At 59.2% G+C, this 14,956-nt stretch carries 12 protein-coding genes; 7 read left to right on the plus strand and 5 right to left on the minus strand.

Annotated features, from left to right (window positions below; translation table 11 throughout):
- The first annotated feature begins 272 nt into the window (after window positions 1–272).
- Complete coding sequence (locus HFD97_RS11860; protein WP_009092543.1) at window positions 273–2,663, plus strand: glucose/quinate/shikimate family membrane-bound PQQ-dependent dehydrogenase; 2,391 nt, start codon at window positions 273–275, stop codon at window positions 2,661–2,663.
- A gap of 55 nt (window positions 2,664–2,718) precedes the next feature.
- Here HFD97_RS11860 and HFD97_RS11865 read toward each other — a convergent pair whose 3' ends face one another.
- From HFD97_RS11865 to HFD97_RS11875, 3 genes are all read right to left on the minus strand, one after another.
- A complete protein-coding gene (locus HFD97_RS11865; protein WP_167431915.1) occupies window positions 2,719–3,924 on the minus strand; it encodes an MFS transporter in 1,206 nt (401 codons plus the stop codon).
- A gap of 110 nt (window positions 3,925–4,034) precedes the next feature.
- Window positions 4,035–4,931 carry a LysR family transcriptional regulator gene (locus tag HFD97_RS11870; protein ID WP_167431914.1) on the minus strand — a complete coding sequence of 299 codons (897 nt, stop codon included), beginning with the start codon at window positions 4,929–4,931 and terminating at the stop codon, window positions 4,035–4,037.
- Window positions 4,932–5,098: 167 nt separating this feature from the next.
- Window positions 5,099–5,467, minus strand: coding sequence for a helix-turn-helix domain-containing protein (locus HFD97_RS11875; RefSeq protein WP_009092546.1), 369 nt, complete (start codon window positions 5,465–5,467; stop codon window positions 5,099–5,101).
- A gap of 241 nt (window positions 5,468–5,708) precedes the next feature.
- Between HFD97_RS11875 and HFD97_RS11880 the strand changes: the two genes are divergently transcribed.
- The 3 genes from HFD97_RS11880 (at window position 5,709) to HFD97_RS11890 (ending at window position 8,863) form a co-directional block, all read left to right on the plus strand.
- Window positions 5,709–6,368, plus strand: coding sequence for a response regulator (locus HFD97_RS11880; protein WP_009092548.1), 660 nt, complete (start codon window positions 5,709–5,711; stop codon window positions 6,366–6,368).
- A complete protein-coding gene (locus HFD97_RS11885; RefSeq protein ID WP_009092550.1) occupies window positions 6,365–7,720 on the plus strand; it encodes a HAMP domain-containing sensor histidine kinase in 1,356 nt (451 codons plus the stop codon). Before HFD97_RS11880 ends, HFD97_RS11885 begins: the two co-directional genes overlap by 4 nt.
- A 276-nt stretch (window positions 7,721–7,996) precedes the next feature.
- Complete coding sequence (locus HFD97_RS11890) at window positions 7,997–8,863, plus strand: nucleoside-specific channel-forming protein Tsx (protein WP_150028751.1); 867 nt, start codon at window positions 7,997–7,999, stop codon at window positions 8,861–8,863.
- Window positions 8,864–8,945: 82 nt separating this feature from the next.
- Here the strand turns inward: HFD97_RS11890 and yjdN are convergent, their stop codons facing one another.
- Together yjdN and HFD97_RS11900 are read right to left on the minus strand one after the other, a co-directional pair.
- Window positions 8,946–9,383 (minus strand): VOC family metalloprotein YjdN, encoded by a 438-nt coding sequence (gene yjdN, locus HFD97_RS11895; RefSeq protein WP_009092553.1) that lies wholly within the window; start codon window positions 9,381–9,383, stop codon window positions 8,946–8,948.
- Between the two features lie 73 nt (window positions 9,384–9,456).
- Window positions 9,457–10,353 (minus strand): LysR family transcriptional regulator, encoded by an 897-nt coding sequence (locus HFD97_RS11900; protein WP_167431913.1) that lies wholly within the window; start codon window positions 10,351–10,353, stop codon window positions 9,457–9,459.
- Between the two features lie 115 nt (window positions 10,354–10,468).
- Between HFD97_RS11900 and HFD97_RS11905 the strand changes: the two genes are divergently transcribed.
- The 3 genes from HFD97_RS11905 (at window position 10,469) to abgT (ending at window position 14,906) form a co-directional block, all read left to right on the plus strand.
- A complete protein-coding gene (locus HFD97_RS11905) occupies window positions 10,469–11,782 on the plus strand; it encodes an amidohydrolase (RefSeq protein ID WP_167431912.1) in 1,314 nt (437 codons plus the stop codon).
- Window positions 11,779–13,221 (plus strand): M20 family metallopeptidase, encoded by a 1,443-nt coding sequence (locus tag HFD97_RS11910; protein WP_167431911.1) that lies wholly within the window; start codon window positions 11,779–11,781, stop codon window positions 13,219–13,221. Before HFD97_RS11905 ends, HFD97_RS11910 begins: the two co-directional genes overlap by 4 nt.
- 167 nt (window positions 13,222–13,388) lie before the next feature.
- Complete coding sequence (gene abgT / locus HFD97_RS11915) at window positions 13,389–14,906, plus strand: p-aminobenzoyl-glutamate transporter (protein WP_058957012.1); 1,518 nt, start codon at window positions 13,389–13,391, stop codon at window positions 14,904–14,906.
- Window positions 14,907–14,956: the final 50 nt, after the last annotated feature.

Raw genomic sequence — 14,956 nt, forward strand, 5'->3', positions numbered from 1 at the left:
CAAATCCTGCCCTCCGGCGTTAAGGGCACACGGCGGTGCGCTTAACGTCCATTAATCCCCCATAAAATGTCGCATTACTTCATTTGTTAAGCGCTTTGAGCTAAAAAAATCAAACCTTGATCTAATTTTGCTATAACATTTAACACAAAGGGAGCGTCTGTCTTAGCGGAAGAGATTCTCAAGAACACCCTTAATCATTTGTACTTGATAACTGGAAACAGCCTATCTGGTTGTTTTCGTATGTTTTATGGCAACAAAACGAGGTCGATATCATGGGGAAAAACTCCTCATCGTTTAGCGTAATTCGTTTCCTGACGATACTGTTCGCAGTACTGACGGGCGCGTTTATGCTGATTGGCGGTGGCTGGTTAGCCGCTATTGGTGGTTCCTGGTATTACGTTTTCGGCGGTGTGGTTATGCTCATCACCGCTTATCTGCTTTCCCGCCGTAAAAGCACCGCGCTGGTTCTCTATGCGCTGCTGCTGATCGGCACCCTGATCTGGGGCGTGTGGGAAGTCGGGACGGACTTCTGGGCGCTGGCGCCACGCACCGATGTGCTGGTGATTTTTGGTGTCTGGCTGATCCTGCCGTTTGTCTATCGCAGCGTTAACGCCGGTAGCAAAGCAGCACTGGGTACCATGGCTGTGGCGCTGATTGCCAGTGCGGCCGTGCTGGCCTACGCGGTATTCAACGATCCGCAGGTCATTAACGGTTCTGTGCCGGAAACCGCTGACAATGCACAGCAGGCTGCACCGCTGAGCAACATCCCGGATGCTGACTGGCCCGCTTATGCGCGCGATCAGCAGGGAACCCGTTTCTCGCCGCTGAAGCAGATTAACCACGAGAACGTGAAAGAGTTGCAGGTTGCCTGGCAGTTCCAGACCGGCGACATGAAAACCCCTAACGATCCGGGCGAAATCACCGACGAAGTGACCCCGATTAAAATCCGCGACACCCTTTACCTCTGTTCGCCACACCAGATCCTGTTTGCGCTGGATGCGGCTACAGGTAAACAGAAGTGGAAGTTTGATCCGGCCATGAAGGTGAATCCGACCTTCCAGCACGTGACCTGCCGCGGCGTCTCCTACCACGAAGTGCCGGCAGCCGCTGATGCAGCAAACAGCCAGCCTGCGCTCTGCTCACGTCGTATCTATTTACCGGTTAACGATGGTCGTCTGTTTGCACTGGACGCCGAAACCGGCGAACGCTGCCCGACATTTGGCGTTAACGGCGAGCTGGATCTGCAGCACAAGCAGCCCGTCACCACGCCGGGTCAGTATGAGCCGACCTCACCGCCGATCATTACCAACACCACCATCATCATGGCGGGTGCAGTCACCGATAACTACTCAACCCGCGAGCCTTCCGGCGTGATTCGTGGCTTTGATGTGAATACCGGTAAACTGCTGTGGGTCTTTGATCCGGGTGCAAAAGATCCGAATGCCATCCCGGCTGATGAACACACCTTTACCCTGAATTCACCGAACTCATGGGCACCGGCGGTTTACGATCCGAAACTGGATACCGTTTATCTGCCAATGGGCGTGAGCACACCGGACATCTGGGGCGGTAACCGCACACCAGAGCAGGAGCGTTACGCGAGCAGCGTGCTGGCGCTGAACGCCACCACCGGTAAGCTGGTCTGGTCTTATCAGACGGTGCATCACGACCTGTGGGATATGGATCTGCCGTCGCAGCCGACCCTGGCTGACATCACCGATAAAGATGGCAATACCGTCCCGGTGATCTACGCGCCGGCTAAAACCGGTAATATCTTCGTCCTGGATCGCCGTACCGGCAAGCCAGTGGTTCCGGCGCCAGAAACGCCAGTGCCACAGGGTGCTGCGAAAGGCGACCACGTTGCCGCTACGCAGCCCTACTCTGAGCTGACCTTCCGTCCGAAACAGAACCTCACGGACAAGGATATGTGGGGCGCGACGATGTTTGACCAGCTGGTGTGCCGCGTTATCTTCAAGCGTCTGCGCTATGAAGGTCCGTTCACGCCGCCATCTGAGCAGGGTACGCTGGTGTTCCCGGGCAACCTGGGTATGTTCGAATGGGGCGGTATCGCGGTCGATCCACATCGTCAGATTGCGATTGCTAACCCGATGGCGCTGCCGTTTGTCTCGAAACTGGTTCCGCGCGGTCCGGGTAACCCGATTGAGCCGCCGAAAGGCGCAGAGGGTGGTTCAGGGACTGAAACCGGTATTCAGCCGCAGTATGGCGTGCCGTTTGGCGTCGAACTGAATCCGTTCCTCTCTCCGTTTGGTCTGCCATGCAAACAGCCAGCCTGGGGTTACATCTCCGCGGTGGATCTGAAGACCAACGACGTCGTGTGGAAACAGCGTATCGGTACCGTTCGTGACAGCTCACCGGTTCCGCTGCCGTTCAAAATGGGTATGCCGATGCTGGGTGGTCCAATCACCACCGCAGGTAAGGTATTCTTCATTGGTGCGACCGCCGATAACTACCTGCGCGCTTTCAGCACCGACACCGGCGAACTGCTGTGGCAGGCACGTCTGCCAGCAGGCGGCCAGGCGACCCCGATGACCTATGAAGTGAATGGCAAGCAGTACGTTGTCATCGCAGCAGGCGGTCACGGTTCGTTTGGTACCAAGCTGGGCGACTATGTGATTGCCTACGCGCTGCCAGACCAGAAGTAATTCCTGCTTCAGTCAGTAACAAAAGGCGGACTCCGGTCCGCCTTTTTTGATCGCGTTACTTTTTCATTTCGCGCCAGTTGAGCCATGCGCAGAAGAGCATCACCGCGCAGGTCGCCAGAAATACCGGCCGCATCCCGAACGTCCCGCCGACCACTCCACCGAACAGCGGACCGCTGACCTGACCCACATATTGTGCCGAAGTGGAATAACCGAGCATCCGTCCGACCTGCGAGCCCGGTACGTTATGACGGATAATCGCCGTGATGCATGGCATCAGGCCGCCCAGCGCCATCCCCATCAGAAAGCGCAGCAGCACCAGCTGCCAGGCCGCCGTGATAAACGCTTGTGGGATCAGCAGCACGCCGCTCAGCAGTAATCCCCCCGTCAGAACCCGCCAGTGTCCGACGCGATCGGCCAGGCGACCGAGCCGCGGTGCCGCCAGCACCGTGCCCAGCGCGGCGGCGGACATCACGATTCCGGCCATCAGGGTGATCTGATGTTCACCCTGAACAAACTCGCCGATGTAGAGCGTAATAATCGGTTCAATCGACATGCTGGCAAAAATCAGCAACATGCCGGAAAGCCACATCAGCCGCACCAGGCGGTGATTGACCAGCGGCTCTGCCGGCATCGGTGAAGGACGATCGCTGGCGGTGACGCTGGCACGCGGCTGCTCTCTGAGTAAAAAGGTGGTGGCAAGGAAGGCGAGAAAAATCACCGCGCCGGTCAGCCAGAAGGTCTGCCGGATGCCAATCAGCGGCGGCAGCAGGCCACCCAGCAGCGGCCCGACCACGTTGCCGGCCATAATGCCGGAGGAGAGGACGCCCAGCGCCCAGCCTGTCTGCGCTTTGGGCGTCTGCGCCGCCACCAGAATGGTCGACCCCGACGCGTAGCCGCCCAGCAGCCCCGCCAGCAGACGCAGCGCCACCAGCTGCCACGGTGCCGTCGCCATACCAATCAGCGACATCGCAATCGCCATGCCGAGGCTGGCCCGAATCAGCATCAGCTTGCGACCGTAACGATCAGCCAGCCGGCCCCACAGCGGTGCCGTCAGCGCGGCACTGAAAAAGGTCGCCCCATAGGCCAGGCCGGACCAGCGCGCAATGGCGGCGGGCTGCTCAACGCCAAGCTGCTGAACATAGAGCGGCAGAAAAGGCAGCAGCAGCGTCATCGCCACGATAGTGGTAAAAGATCCGACGACGCAGACCGCTAAATTACGTTTCCAGTGGTGAAACGCTGCCGTTTCGGGTGAGTGTTGCATAGCCATATCCCTTGAGTGATCAGGGATACAGGCTAACCAGGGCGACGGATTAACAACAGTGACGCCGCGATAGTTACTCTGTGGCGATGATTGTTGTCAGCAGGCAACAATCAGCCCGTGCTCAGCGCCGCAACCAGCGCATCGCTCAGCAGCGTGACGGGCGACGCCGTTTCCGGGGTGTCGTGCAGCAGCAGATAGCTTTGCAGACGATCCATCTGCCACTCCGGCAACAGTTGCTGAATATCACCCCGCCCGACCGCCTCCTGCGCCATGTAGGCGGGCAGATAGGCGATACCGCTGCCGGCCAGGGCCGCATTCAGCAACGCCATGCTGTTATTGGCGCGAAAGCGACTGCGTACATCCAGCGCCAGCCGCTGCTTATCGCGGCGAAACGGCAGCGCAGCGGTGTGGGCCGGGCCATGAAACAGCAGAAGGTCGTGACGCGGCAGCATTCCGGGGTGAGTGATGGCCGGTCGCTGTGCCAGATAAGCAGGCGCGGCATAGAGTCCCCAGTCGATATCACTCAGCAGCCGGAAGTTGCCCTGACGCGGTGCCCGGGATCGGATCACAATCGCCAGATCATCCTGATCGTCCAGCCGATCCTGGCTGCGATCGGTGAGATCGAGATCGACGTTGATATGCAGATGGCGGCGCAGAAAGCGATTAACGACAGGCACTACGCACTGACAGCCGAACGTGACGGGCGCCTGCAGCCTGACATGACCGGCGGCCTGTTGATGCAGCTGCTGAACGAACGCCTCGGCGCGCTGTGCTTCCGCCAGCATCCGGACACAATAGGGGTAGTACGCCAGCCCCAGCTCGGTCAGCGCCAGCCGCCGGGTGGTGCGCTGCAGCAGCCGGATACCGAGCCTGAGTTCCAGCCGGGCGATCTCCCGGCTGACATGCGACTTGGACCAGCCCAGTGCGCGGGCGGCCTCGCTGAAACTCTGTAACTCCACCACCCGTGCGAATACCAGCATGGCGGTTAAATTCGCGCCATTTTCCATGTTTCCCGACTCCGACAGTAAGGGGATGCAGGCAACAAACTAGCACGTTCAGGCGGGGGGACTGTGGCGAAGAGGCAAAAAAAACAGGGCGATAGCAGGCGAAGCGAGGGTAATGCGCGGAGTGACCTTTCCGTCTGCCTGCCGTGACGGAAAGGCCTTGTCAGGCATCAGCTGGCCATCGCCAGCGGGAACAGCAGTCGATCCGGCTCGACGCGACGCTGGCGGCGCAACTGGCCCGGCGTCACCATAAAATAATTTTTGAAGGTCCGGGTGTAGGCCTGCTGGGTATCAAAGCCGTAGTTCATCGCCACCTGCAGAATCGCTTCGTTGCTGCTCAGCAGCGTGAGCGCCGACTCCGTCAGGCGACGCTGACGGATATATTCTGCCAGGGAAAAGCCGGTGTGCTGGCGAAACAGGCGTTGAAGATGCCAGCGCGAATAGCCTGAGCGGCGCGCCACCTCATCCAGATGCAGATCGTGTCCTAAGTTGTTCTCTATCCAGTCCAGCAGACTCCGAATAAACTCGCGCTGATTCATGGTTCCTCCTGTTCAAGCTGATGTGCAGTGGAACCACTCTACCCGCTAAAATTTATCCCTTAATTAGCAGAAAATTAGCGCAGAATTAGCAAGGGGTGAAACGGAGGTGAGAGGGTGCGGCCTGACATGAGTCAGTGCACAAAGCAGCCAGCGCGGCGACAGCGGGAAGTGTGAAGGCGGATAATTCTGGCCTAATAATTGATGAGTAAACTCTCTCCCATCTTTGCAGAGGAGATCAGCCATGCGCGTATTACTGGTTGAAGATGATGAAATGATCGGCGCAAACCTGCAGCAGGCACTGGAGGGCGCGGGCTGGTCGGTGGACTGGGTGCGCGATGGCGTCTTTGCCCACAATGCCTGGAGCGAAGGCGGCTACAGCTGCGTGCTGCTCGATCTCGGCTTACCCCGCGATGACGGGTTACAGGTGCTGCGCCGGGCGCGCGGGCGCGGCGACTCCACGCCCGTGCTGATTCTGACTGCCCGCGACACGGTGGCGCAGCGCATTCAGGGGCTCGACAGCGGCGCTGACGACTACCTGCTTAAACCGTTCGACCTCCAGGAAGTGATGGCCCGGATGCGCGCCATTACCCGACGCCGCCATGGCGCAGCAGATTCAGTGCTGGGCAGCGGGGATGTTCAGCTGGATATGATGACCCGCGAAGTGCTCTACAAGGGTCAGCGCGAGCAGCTGACCGCGCGCGAGTATGCCCTGCTCTACGCCCTGCTGGAGCGGCCCGGTGCCATTCTGTCGCGCGAGCAGCTGGAAAACCGCATCTATGGCTGGGGCGATGAAGTCAGCAGCAACGCGGTGGATGTCCTGATTCACGGCATGCGCCGCAAGCTGGACAACGACGTGATCCGCAACGTGCGTGGTCTGGGCTGGCGGGTTCCGGCCATATGAAACCCTTCACCTTTATGCGCTCGCTGCGTAATAAACTGCTCTCTACGCTGCTGATTATTCATCTGCTGATGATTGGCGGTGTCACCTGGTATTTCTTCAGCTGCTACGGCGATATGGTCGGCACGATGAAGGACGATCAGCTGGCAAAAATCGCGGACGCCTGGTCCACCAATAAGCAGATGCCCGCCCTGATGCCGATGCTGATTGCGCCGGATAAAGCGAAAAGCGCGTTTGTGGTTCAGCTGTGGGACGATCGCGGACAGCTGCGTGCCAGCTCCTGGCCGGAGCTGGCGGCCCCGTTACAGAACCAGCGGGGTTACCGCGACGTGCATGTCGGCCAGTGCCGCGACTGTGAATGGCGAATCTACACCCGGCCCGGTTTGCCCGGCAGCGCGATCAAAACCATTCAGGTCATGCACAACCTCAGCTACATGAAGTCCACGATGGTCAAGCGGGCGCTGGCGGCGATTATCCCGATGATCCTGATGATGCCGCTGTCGCTGCTGGTGATCTGGCTGGTGGTACGCAAGATCACCCGCGATCTGCAGGTGGCTTCGCGTCAGATCGCGGCGCAGGAGACCCATCATCCGCATAACGTCTCGCCGGAGGGGCTGCCGGATGAGATCCTGCCGCTGGTGGCTGCCTATAATTCGTTGCTGAGTAAACTGCGCGAGGCCTGGTCCTCTCAGCGTCAGTTCCTGGAGGACGCCGCCCATGAGCTGCGCACCCCGGTAACGGCGGTGACCTTACAGCTGGAGAATCTGCGTCAGCATATCCAGCCGGGCGAAGCGAGCCGGCAGTTCAGCCAGCTGGAAGCGGGCGTCACGCGCACCCGTCATCTGGTTACACAGCTACTCAATGTGTCGCGCCAGGATGACCAGAGCGTGGTTGCCAGCGTCGAGCATATTGACCTGGAAGATCTGCTGAAGGAGAGCATTGAGCAGCTGATGGTGGTGGCAGATAAGCGCGGCATCGATATCGGCTTTAACGGCTCTGCCCAGTATCGTCTGCAGGCCAGTCGTTCTGAGCTGCGCAGCCTGTTTGACAACCTGATTGGTAACGCCATGTTGCACACGCCGGAAGGGAGTCTGGTCGATGTGCTGCTGCATCGGGTCGCGGGCAAAACGGTGGTCGATATTGTCGATAACGGGCCAGGCATGCCGGAATCCTTTATCGAGCGCGCATTTGATCGTTTTACCCGCTCGCCTGACGTTAAAGCCCAGGGCAGCGGGCTGGGATTATCCATCGTGCGTAACGTCGCTCAGAAGCATCAGATTCACGTCGCCCTTTCCAACTGTCTGACCCCACAGGGTGCGATCTGTGGTTTGCAGGTTCGCGTCACTTTTCCCTGATCCCGCCTTTTTGATCACGAACCAGACAACGTAAACGGTTGCCTGGTTCCGTTCGATCACGGTCTTAATTGTGAAGTGCATCACATTTTAGCTGAATTGTAATGCAACACTTTTTGACAAACGTGAGCAAAATCTATTTTCTATCGATCTGTTACAGGCACGCTACGCGGGCTGAATAACCGGCTGTTTTTTGCTGACATCCTCATTCCCTCCAGGGACCGATTTCTCTCTGACTGCGTCTGCTGTGCGGCGGTCAAAAGCATGTGGCTGATGATAATGAAATATAAAACGTTGATAGCAGGTGCCGTGCTGGCATGTTCACTGAGTGGTGCTGCGCAGGCCGCAGAAAGCGATCCGCAGTATCTCTCTGACTGGTGGCATCAGAGCGTTAACGTGGTAGGCAGCTACCACACCCGTTTCGGACCGCAGTTCAATAACGACGTCTATCTGGAATATGAAGCGTTTGCGAAAAAAGAGTGGTTCGACTTTTACGGCTATCTCGACGTACCTAATTTCTTCGGCGTCGGCAACAGCAACGCCAACGGCGTATTCGACCACGGTTCACCGATGTTCATGGAAATTGAGCCGCGCTTCTCGATCGACAAGCTGACCGGCACCAGCCTGGCATTTGGTCCGTTCAAAGAGTGGTATTTTGCTAACAACTACATCTACGATATGGGCCGCAACAGCGACAGCCGCCAGAACACCTGGTATATGGGTCTCGGCACCGATATCGATACGCACAGCGATGTCGGCCTGTCGCTGAACGTCTATGCCAAATATCAGTGGGAAAACTACGGTGCGGCGAACGAGAACAGCTGGGATGGCTATCGCTTCAAAGTGAAATACTTCGTCCCGATCACGACGCTGTGGGGCGGTAATCTGGGCTATGTCGGCTTCACTAACTTCGACTGGGGTTCCGATCTGCGCGATAAAGGCGGCGCATCACGCACCAGCAACTCCATCGCCTCCAGCCACATTCTGTCACTGGGCTACGATCACTGGCACTTCTCTGCGGTGGCGCGTTATTTCCACAACGGCGGACAGTGGGCAGATGGTCAGGAAGTTAACTTCGGCAACGGGCCGTTTGAGCTGAAATCGACCGGCTGGGGTTACTACCTGGTGGCGGGTTACAACTTCTGATGTAAAGCGGCGGCGCTTTATCGCGTCGCCGCCTTGTGTTTCTGCTGGTAAGACGTCACGTCCTGTGACGTCCGTCAGCCGCTTAATCCTGCGACTTCTCCACATTGATGCGCCACGGAATGTTGAACTTATCGATAAACATGGCGAAGCCGTTCGACCAGAAAGTCTCCTGCCACTCCGTTGTCACCTTGCCGCCTGCCGACAGTTTTTCAAACCACGCTTTACCCTCTTCGACATCGGTGGTGGAAAGGCTGACCGCATAACCGGCATGTTCCGACGCCGGTGGCTGATCGGTGTTACCGTCGCTGAGCATCAGCTCGCCGTCGCCAATACGCAGTTGCGCATGCATGATCTTCTCGGGTGGCTGCGGCGCTGCGGACTGATCGCCAACCTGCTCTCCCTGATCCGGCATATCACCAAACTTCATTTTCGCGAGCAACTCGCCCCCGGTCGCCTGCAGGTAAAAGTCGATAGCCTCTTCACAACGGCCATAGAGAAACAGATAAGGACTGACTTGCATCTTCACCTCTATATTGTCGGTTGGATTTTTACAGTACCCTAAGAGTGTAGACGATCGACTTTACTCGCTGATTTTACTGACAATAACGGCGAAACAGCTGCGCCATATAGCTGCTCATGGGCGTCAGCGCGGTCTCCTTACGCTGAATCAGATAAAAAATCGCTTTCGGCAGGGGTTCGTCAAGCGTCAGCGCCACCAGCGACCGTCCCAGAACCGGATCGTCAATCACATCGGCTGACAGAATGCTGATGAAATCGCTTTGCGCCACCAGGCTGGTACAGGCCATAAAGGTTTCGCAAGTCACCACGATTTTGGGTGCCATGCCGCGCTCGCCAAAGAGGTCGTGCAACAGGCGGTAATAGCTGCCTTTCGGCGTCGGCATGGTCCAGTCCGCCTGCTGCAACGCCGCCAGTGAACGGGCTTTTTCCAGCGGATGGCCTTTGCGAACCACCACCTTATATTCCCGCTCCATCACGCGCTCATACATCAGCTCCTGATCGAGATGACTCTGGTCATAAGTATTGATGGTGAAATCGAGCGTTCCCTGACGCAGCTCATGCACCATCGACACCAGCTGGCCTTCGACGATGCGCACCTTGACCAGCGGATATTCCCGATGAAACTGGTTGATCACCTGCGACATAACGGTACGCGCCACGCTGCTGCCGATGCCGATATTCACCTGCCCCCCGCCCCGCCCCAGCCGCTGCTGGATATCCTCTTCGGCGACCCGCAGCTCCGCCAGCACCAGGCTGGCATGACGGAAAAAGTTATCACCGATATCGGTCAACACGACGCCCTGCTGGCGGCGGATAAACAGCTTTGCCCCCAGCTCACGCTCCAGTTCCTGAATCGCTTTGGTCAGCGCCGGTTGCGACAGCCCCGAAACACGGCTTGCCGCACGGATACTGCCCTGCCGCGCCACGTCAACAAACGCACGCAGTTGATGAAGCTTGAGATTAGCGGACATAACTTCTGTGATAACCGTTGTTTATCAGTCACAAGATATTCGCATCTTATGCCCGGCAATTCCATTGTGTAGATTCGAAGCAGTGCATAAAAAACCAACAACGAGGACAGAGCCGATGAAAACCCTTTCCGACCACGTCAGTGCAAGGCTGCCGCAGCTTCAGCAGTGGCGTCGTGACTTCCATCACTACGCCGAATCGGGCTGGCTGGAGTTTCGCACCGCCACGCTGGTCGCTGAAGAGCTGCATCAGCTCGGTTATCAGCTAAAGCTGGGGCGTGAGGTGATCGACGCAGAGGCGCGGATGGGCCTGCCCGACGCCGCCGTGCTGAAACAGCAGGAGGCGCGGGCGTTACAACAGGGTGCGCTGCCGCAGTGGATCAGCCACTTTTCCGGCGGATTCTGCGGCATCGTGGCGACGCTGGAAACCGGCCGTCCCGGCCCGGTGATGGGCTTCCGCGTGGACATGGACGCACTGGATCTCAATGAGAGCCAGGCCAGCGATCATCTGCCGCATCGGGAAGGGTTCGCCTCCTGCAATGCGGGCATGATGCACGCCTGCGGTCATGATGGCCATACCACCATCGGGCTGGGGCTTGCCTCAGTGCTGATGGCGATGAAAGAGCGGCTCAACGGCACCATCAAACTGATTTTTCAGCCTGCTGAAGAGGGTGTACGCGGCGCGAAAGCGATGGTAGCGGCGGGCGTGGTCGATGATGTGGATCGCTTCACGGCGATTCACATTGGCACCGGCGTGCCGGCGGGCGAAGTGGTGTGCGGCAGCGACAGCTTTCTCGCCACCACCAAGCTGGATGTCCACTTCACCGGCGTCGGTGCCCATGCGGGTGGCCGCCCGGAAGAGGGACGCAATGCCCTGCTGGCGGCGGCTCAGGCGACGCTGGCCCTGCATGGCCTGGCCCAGCACAGCGGCGGCGTGGCGCGGGTGAATGTCGGCGTGCTGCAGGCCGGAACCGGCCGCAACGTGGTCGCCGACTGCGCCCTGCTGAAGGTCGAAACCCGCGGCATCACCAATCAGGTTAACGACGATATTTATCAGCAGGCGCTGCGGGTGATTGCCGGTGCGGCGGCGATGTATGGCGTTGAGCAGCAGGTGACGCTGATGGGTGCGGCGCGCAGCTGCACCCCGACGCAGCCGTGGGTCGACTTCATCCACCAGCAGGCAGACGCGCTCGGTATCTTTGATTCCGTGGTCGATCGCAAAGCGCAGGCGGCAGGATCAGAAGATGCGACCTATATGATGGAGCGGGTCAGGCAGCGTGGCGGCCAGGCCTCATACGTCATTTTCGGCTGTGACCTGGCGGCGGGCCACCATAATGCCCGATTCGACTTTGATGAGCGGGTCATGCCGGACGCCATCACGCTGCTGGCGACGCTGGCGCTCAATCAGGCGCAGTATGGTGAAACACGATGATGGAAGCCTTTATTGCCGACTATATCGACCGCCATCAGCACCGTTTCAGCACGCTCAGCGACGCCATCTGGGATACGCCGGAAACCCGCTTTGCCGAAACCCGCTCCTCGGCCCTGCTGGCCGACGCGCTGGCCGAAACCGGGTTCCTCGTGGAGCGCGGCGTGGGCGGCATTGACACCGCCTTTATCGCCAGCGCCGGCAGCGGCAAACCGGTGATTGCCATCCTCGGGGAGTTTGATGCGCTGGCCGGTCTCAGCCAGCAGGCCGGATGCGCCCGGCCAGAACCGCTGGAGGTGAACGGCAACGGACACGGCTGCGGCCACAACCTGCTCGGCACCGCCGGCGTGGCGGCGGCCTGTGCGGTTAAAGCCTGGATGGAGCAGCATCACGCTGGCGGAACCGTGCGTTTTTATGGCTGCCCCGGCGAAGAAGGGGGATCGGGCAAGACCTTTATGGTGCGTGAAGGCCTGTTTGACGATGTGGATGCCGCCGTGACCTGGCATCCGGAAGGGTTCAGCGGCATGTTCAATCTGCGCACGCTCGCCAATATTCAGGCCGCGTTCAGCTTCAAAGGGGTCGCGGCTCATGCCGCTAACTCTCCCCATCTGGGCCGCAGCGCACTGGATGCCGTCACGCTGATGAATACCGGGGCCAACTTTCTGCGCGAGCACATCGAACAGGAGGCACGTCTGCACTACGCCATCACCAACAGCGGCGGCGTCTCGCCAAATGTGGTACAGGCCGATGCGGAGGTGCTCTACCTGATCCGCGCGCCATCGCTGCCACAGGCGCAGGCGATCTATCAGCGGGTGATCAATATTGCCCGGGGTGCCGCCCTGATGACGGATACGACCCTGACCGTGCGTTTTGACAAAGCCTGCTCTGATTATGTGCCTAATCGCGCGCTGGAAGCGGTCATGGAGCGCTATTTGCATCACTTTGGTTTGCCCGACTACAGCGACGAAGAGCGCGCGTTCGCGGCTGAACTGCGTGCCACTCTGACCGATGACGATCTGCGTAATGCCCGCCTGAACGCCGCCCGTATCGGTGGCGAAGCCGGTCACGCCTGGGCTGAGCAGCTGGGGGAGAGGCTGTTTATGGATCAGGTCGCGCCCTATGCCGTCACCCGCGACCTGCTCTATGGCTCCACCGATGTCGGCGATGTCAGCTGGGTCACGCCGACGGCACAGTGCTTTGCGCCCTGCTTTACCTTCGGCACGCCGCTGCACACCTGGCAACTGGTGGCGCAGGGCCGCACCACGATCGCGCATAAGGGCATGTTGCTGGCGGGCAAAGTGATGGCGGCGACGGTGACCACGCTGCTGCAGGATGAACAGGCGCTGGCGGAATGCCAGGCCGAATTTCAGAAGGCACGCGCCGGGCAGCCCTATCACTGCCCGATCCCGGCGGGGATCACACCCACAAAACTGGCCGGATGAGCCAGCGGCCGCGTCGCTGACGCGGACCAGAATAAAAATAGTGCAAACACTTCCCTGATTCTGCGGGGCCGGAACTGAACTCACCGCCTGTTGCCTGTCGCGACCGGCGTCAGCCCGCGCCGCCATCGATAAGGGGGTCACAAGACGACAAGAAGAGAACCCATACCATGGAAGCAACCTCCGAGAACCGTAGTCCTGGCCGGCTCTTCAGCTGGATCGAGCGCGCAGGCAATAAAGTGCCTAACCCGTTTTTACTGTTTGTCTATCTGATTGTGGTACTGATGGTCGCAACCGCTATTATCAGTGCGCTGGATCTGGCGGTGAAGAACCCCGGTAATGGCGAAATCGTCCGGGTCAACAACCTGCTGAGCGTCGCGGGTCTGCAGTGGATCCTGCCCAACATCATCAAAAACTTCAGCAGCTTTACCCCGCTGGGGTCGATTCTGGCGCTGGTCATTGGTGCCGGGCTGGCGGAAAAGGTCGGCCTGCTGCAGTCGCTGATGGTTAAGATGGCGTCACGCGTCAGCCGCCGTTACGCCAGCTACATGGTGCTGTTTATCGCCTTTTTCAGCCATATCTCCTCGGACGCGGCGCTGGTGGTGATGCCGCCGCTGGGTGCGCTGATCTTTCTGGCGGTGGGCCGTCATCCTGTCGCGGGCCTGCTGGCCGCCATCGCCGGTGTCGCCTCGGGTTTTACCGCTAACCTGCTGATCGTCACCACCGATGTGCTGCTTTCAGGTATCAGCACTGAAGCCGCTAAAGCGGTCAGCGATACGGTGCATGTCAGCGTCATCGATAACTGGTTCTTTATGGCCACCTCGGTGATTGTGCTGACGATTGTGGGTGCATTGCTGACCGACAAATTTGTTGAGCCGCGCCTGCCGCAGTGGCAGGGCAACGGCGAAAAGCTGGCGGGGCTGACGCCGCTGGAGAACCGCGGCCTGCGTGCCGCCGGGATCGCCGCGCTGCTGTTTATCGCCGTGATGGCGTTACTGGTCGTGCCGGAACATGCGCCGCTGCGCAATCCCGCCAGCGGTGCCATTATCCCCTCGCCATTTATTCAGGGCATTGTGCCGATCATTATTCTGTTCTTCTTTGTGGTGGCGATTGCCTACGGTGTCGCCACCCGGCAGATCCGCCGTCCGGATGATATCCCGCAGCTGCTGGTCGATCCGATGAAAGGCATGGCGGGTTTTATCGTGATGGTCTTTCCGCTGTCGCAGTTCGTGGCGTTCTTTAACTGGAGCAACATGGGCAAATTCATGGCGATAGGACTGACCGACGTGCTGGAGAGCGCAGGCGTCAGCGGCGCGCCCGCATTTCTCGGCCTGATGTTTCTGTCGGCATTTCTCTGCATGTTTATCGCCAGCGGCTCAGCCATCTGGTCGATTCTGGCGCCGGTGTTCGTGCCGATGTTTATGCTGCTCGGCTTCCATCCCGCCTTTGCCCAGATGATTTTTCGCATCGCTGACTCGGCGGTGCTGCCGCTGGCACCGATGTCGCCCTTTCTGCCGCTGTTCCTCGCCTTTTTGCAGCGATACCAGAAGGATGCGCAGCTCGGCACCTACTATGTGCTGATCTTCCCCTATCCGCTGGTGTTCTTTATCAGCTGGATCGCGCTGCTGGTCGCCTGGTACTGGCTGGGACTGCCGATTGGGCCGGGCGTCTGGCCGCAACTGCCTTAAGGCACCGTGCCAGCGATACAGCATAAACGCTGGCACGTTTTCTGCGGCAC

Source organism: Pantoea sp. EKM103V (genome assembly GCF_011800365.1).
GTDB lineage: Bacteria > Pseudomonadota > Gammaproteobacteria > Enterobacterales > Enterobacteriaceae > Pantoea > Pantoea anthophila.

Excerpts from the sequence above, each read along its gene's own strand:
- yjdN (WP_009092553.1), bottom strand. The coding sequence starts at position 9,383 with ATGCAAGTCAGTCCTTATCTGTTTCTCTATGGCCGTTGTGAAGAGGCT.
- HFD97_RS11905 (WP_167431912.1), top strand. The coding sequence starts at position 10,469 with ATGAAAACCCTTTCCGACCACGTCAGTGCAAGGCTGCCGCAGCTTCAG.
- HFD97_RS11900 (WP_167431913.1), bottom strand. The coding sequence starts at position 10,353 with ATGTCCGCTAATCTCAAGCTTCATCAACTGCGTGCGTTTGTTGACGTG.
- HFD97_RS11890 (WP_150028751.1), top strand. The coding sequence starts at position 7,997 with ATGAAATATAAAACGTTGATAGCAGGTGCCGTGCTGGCATGTTCACTG.
- HFD97_RS11870 (WP_167431914.1), bottom strand. The coding sequence starts at position 4,931 with ATGGAAAATGGCGCGAATTTAACCGCCATGCTGGTATTCGCACGGGTG.
- abgT (WP_058957012.1), top strand. The coding sequence starts at position 13,389 with ATGGAAGCAACCTCCGAGAACCGTAGTCCTGGCCGGCTCTTCAGCTGG.
- HFD97_RS11880 (WP_009092548.1), top strand. The coding sequence starts at position 5,709 with ATGCGCGTATTACTGGTTGAAGATGATGAAATGATCGGCGCAAACCTG.
- HFD97_RS11910 (WP_167431911.1), top strand. The coding sequence starts at position 11,779 with ATGATGGAAGCCTTTATTGCCGACTATATCGACCGCCATCAGCACCGT.
- HFD97_RS11860 (WP_009092543.1), top strand. The coding sequence starts at position 273 with ATGGGGAAAAACTCCTCATCGTTTAGCGTAATTCGTTTCCTGACGATA.
- HFD97_RS11875 (WP_009092546.1), bottom strand. The coding sequence starts at position 5,467 with ATGAATCAGCGCGAGTTTATTCGGAGTCTGCTGGACTGGATAGAGAAC.
- HFD97_RS11885 (WP_009092550.1), top strand. The coding sequence starts at position 6,365 with ATGAAACCCTTCACCTTTATGCGCTCGCTGCGTAATAAACTGCTCTCT.
- HFD97_RS11865 (WP_167431915.1), bottom strand. The coding sequence starts at position 3,924 with ATGCAACACTCACCCGAAACGGCAGCGTTTCACCACTGGAAACGTAAT.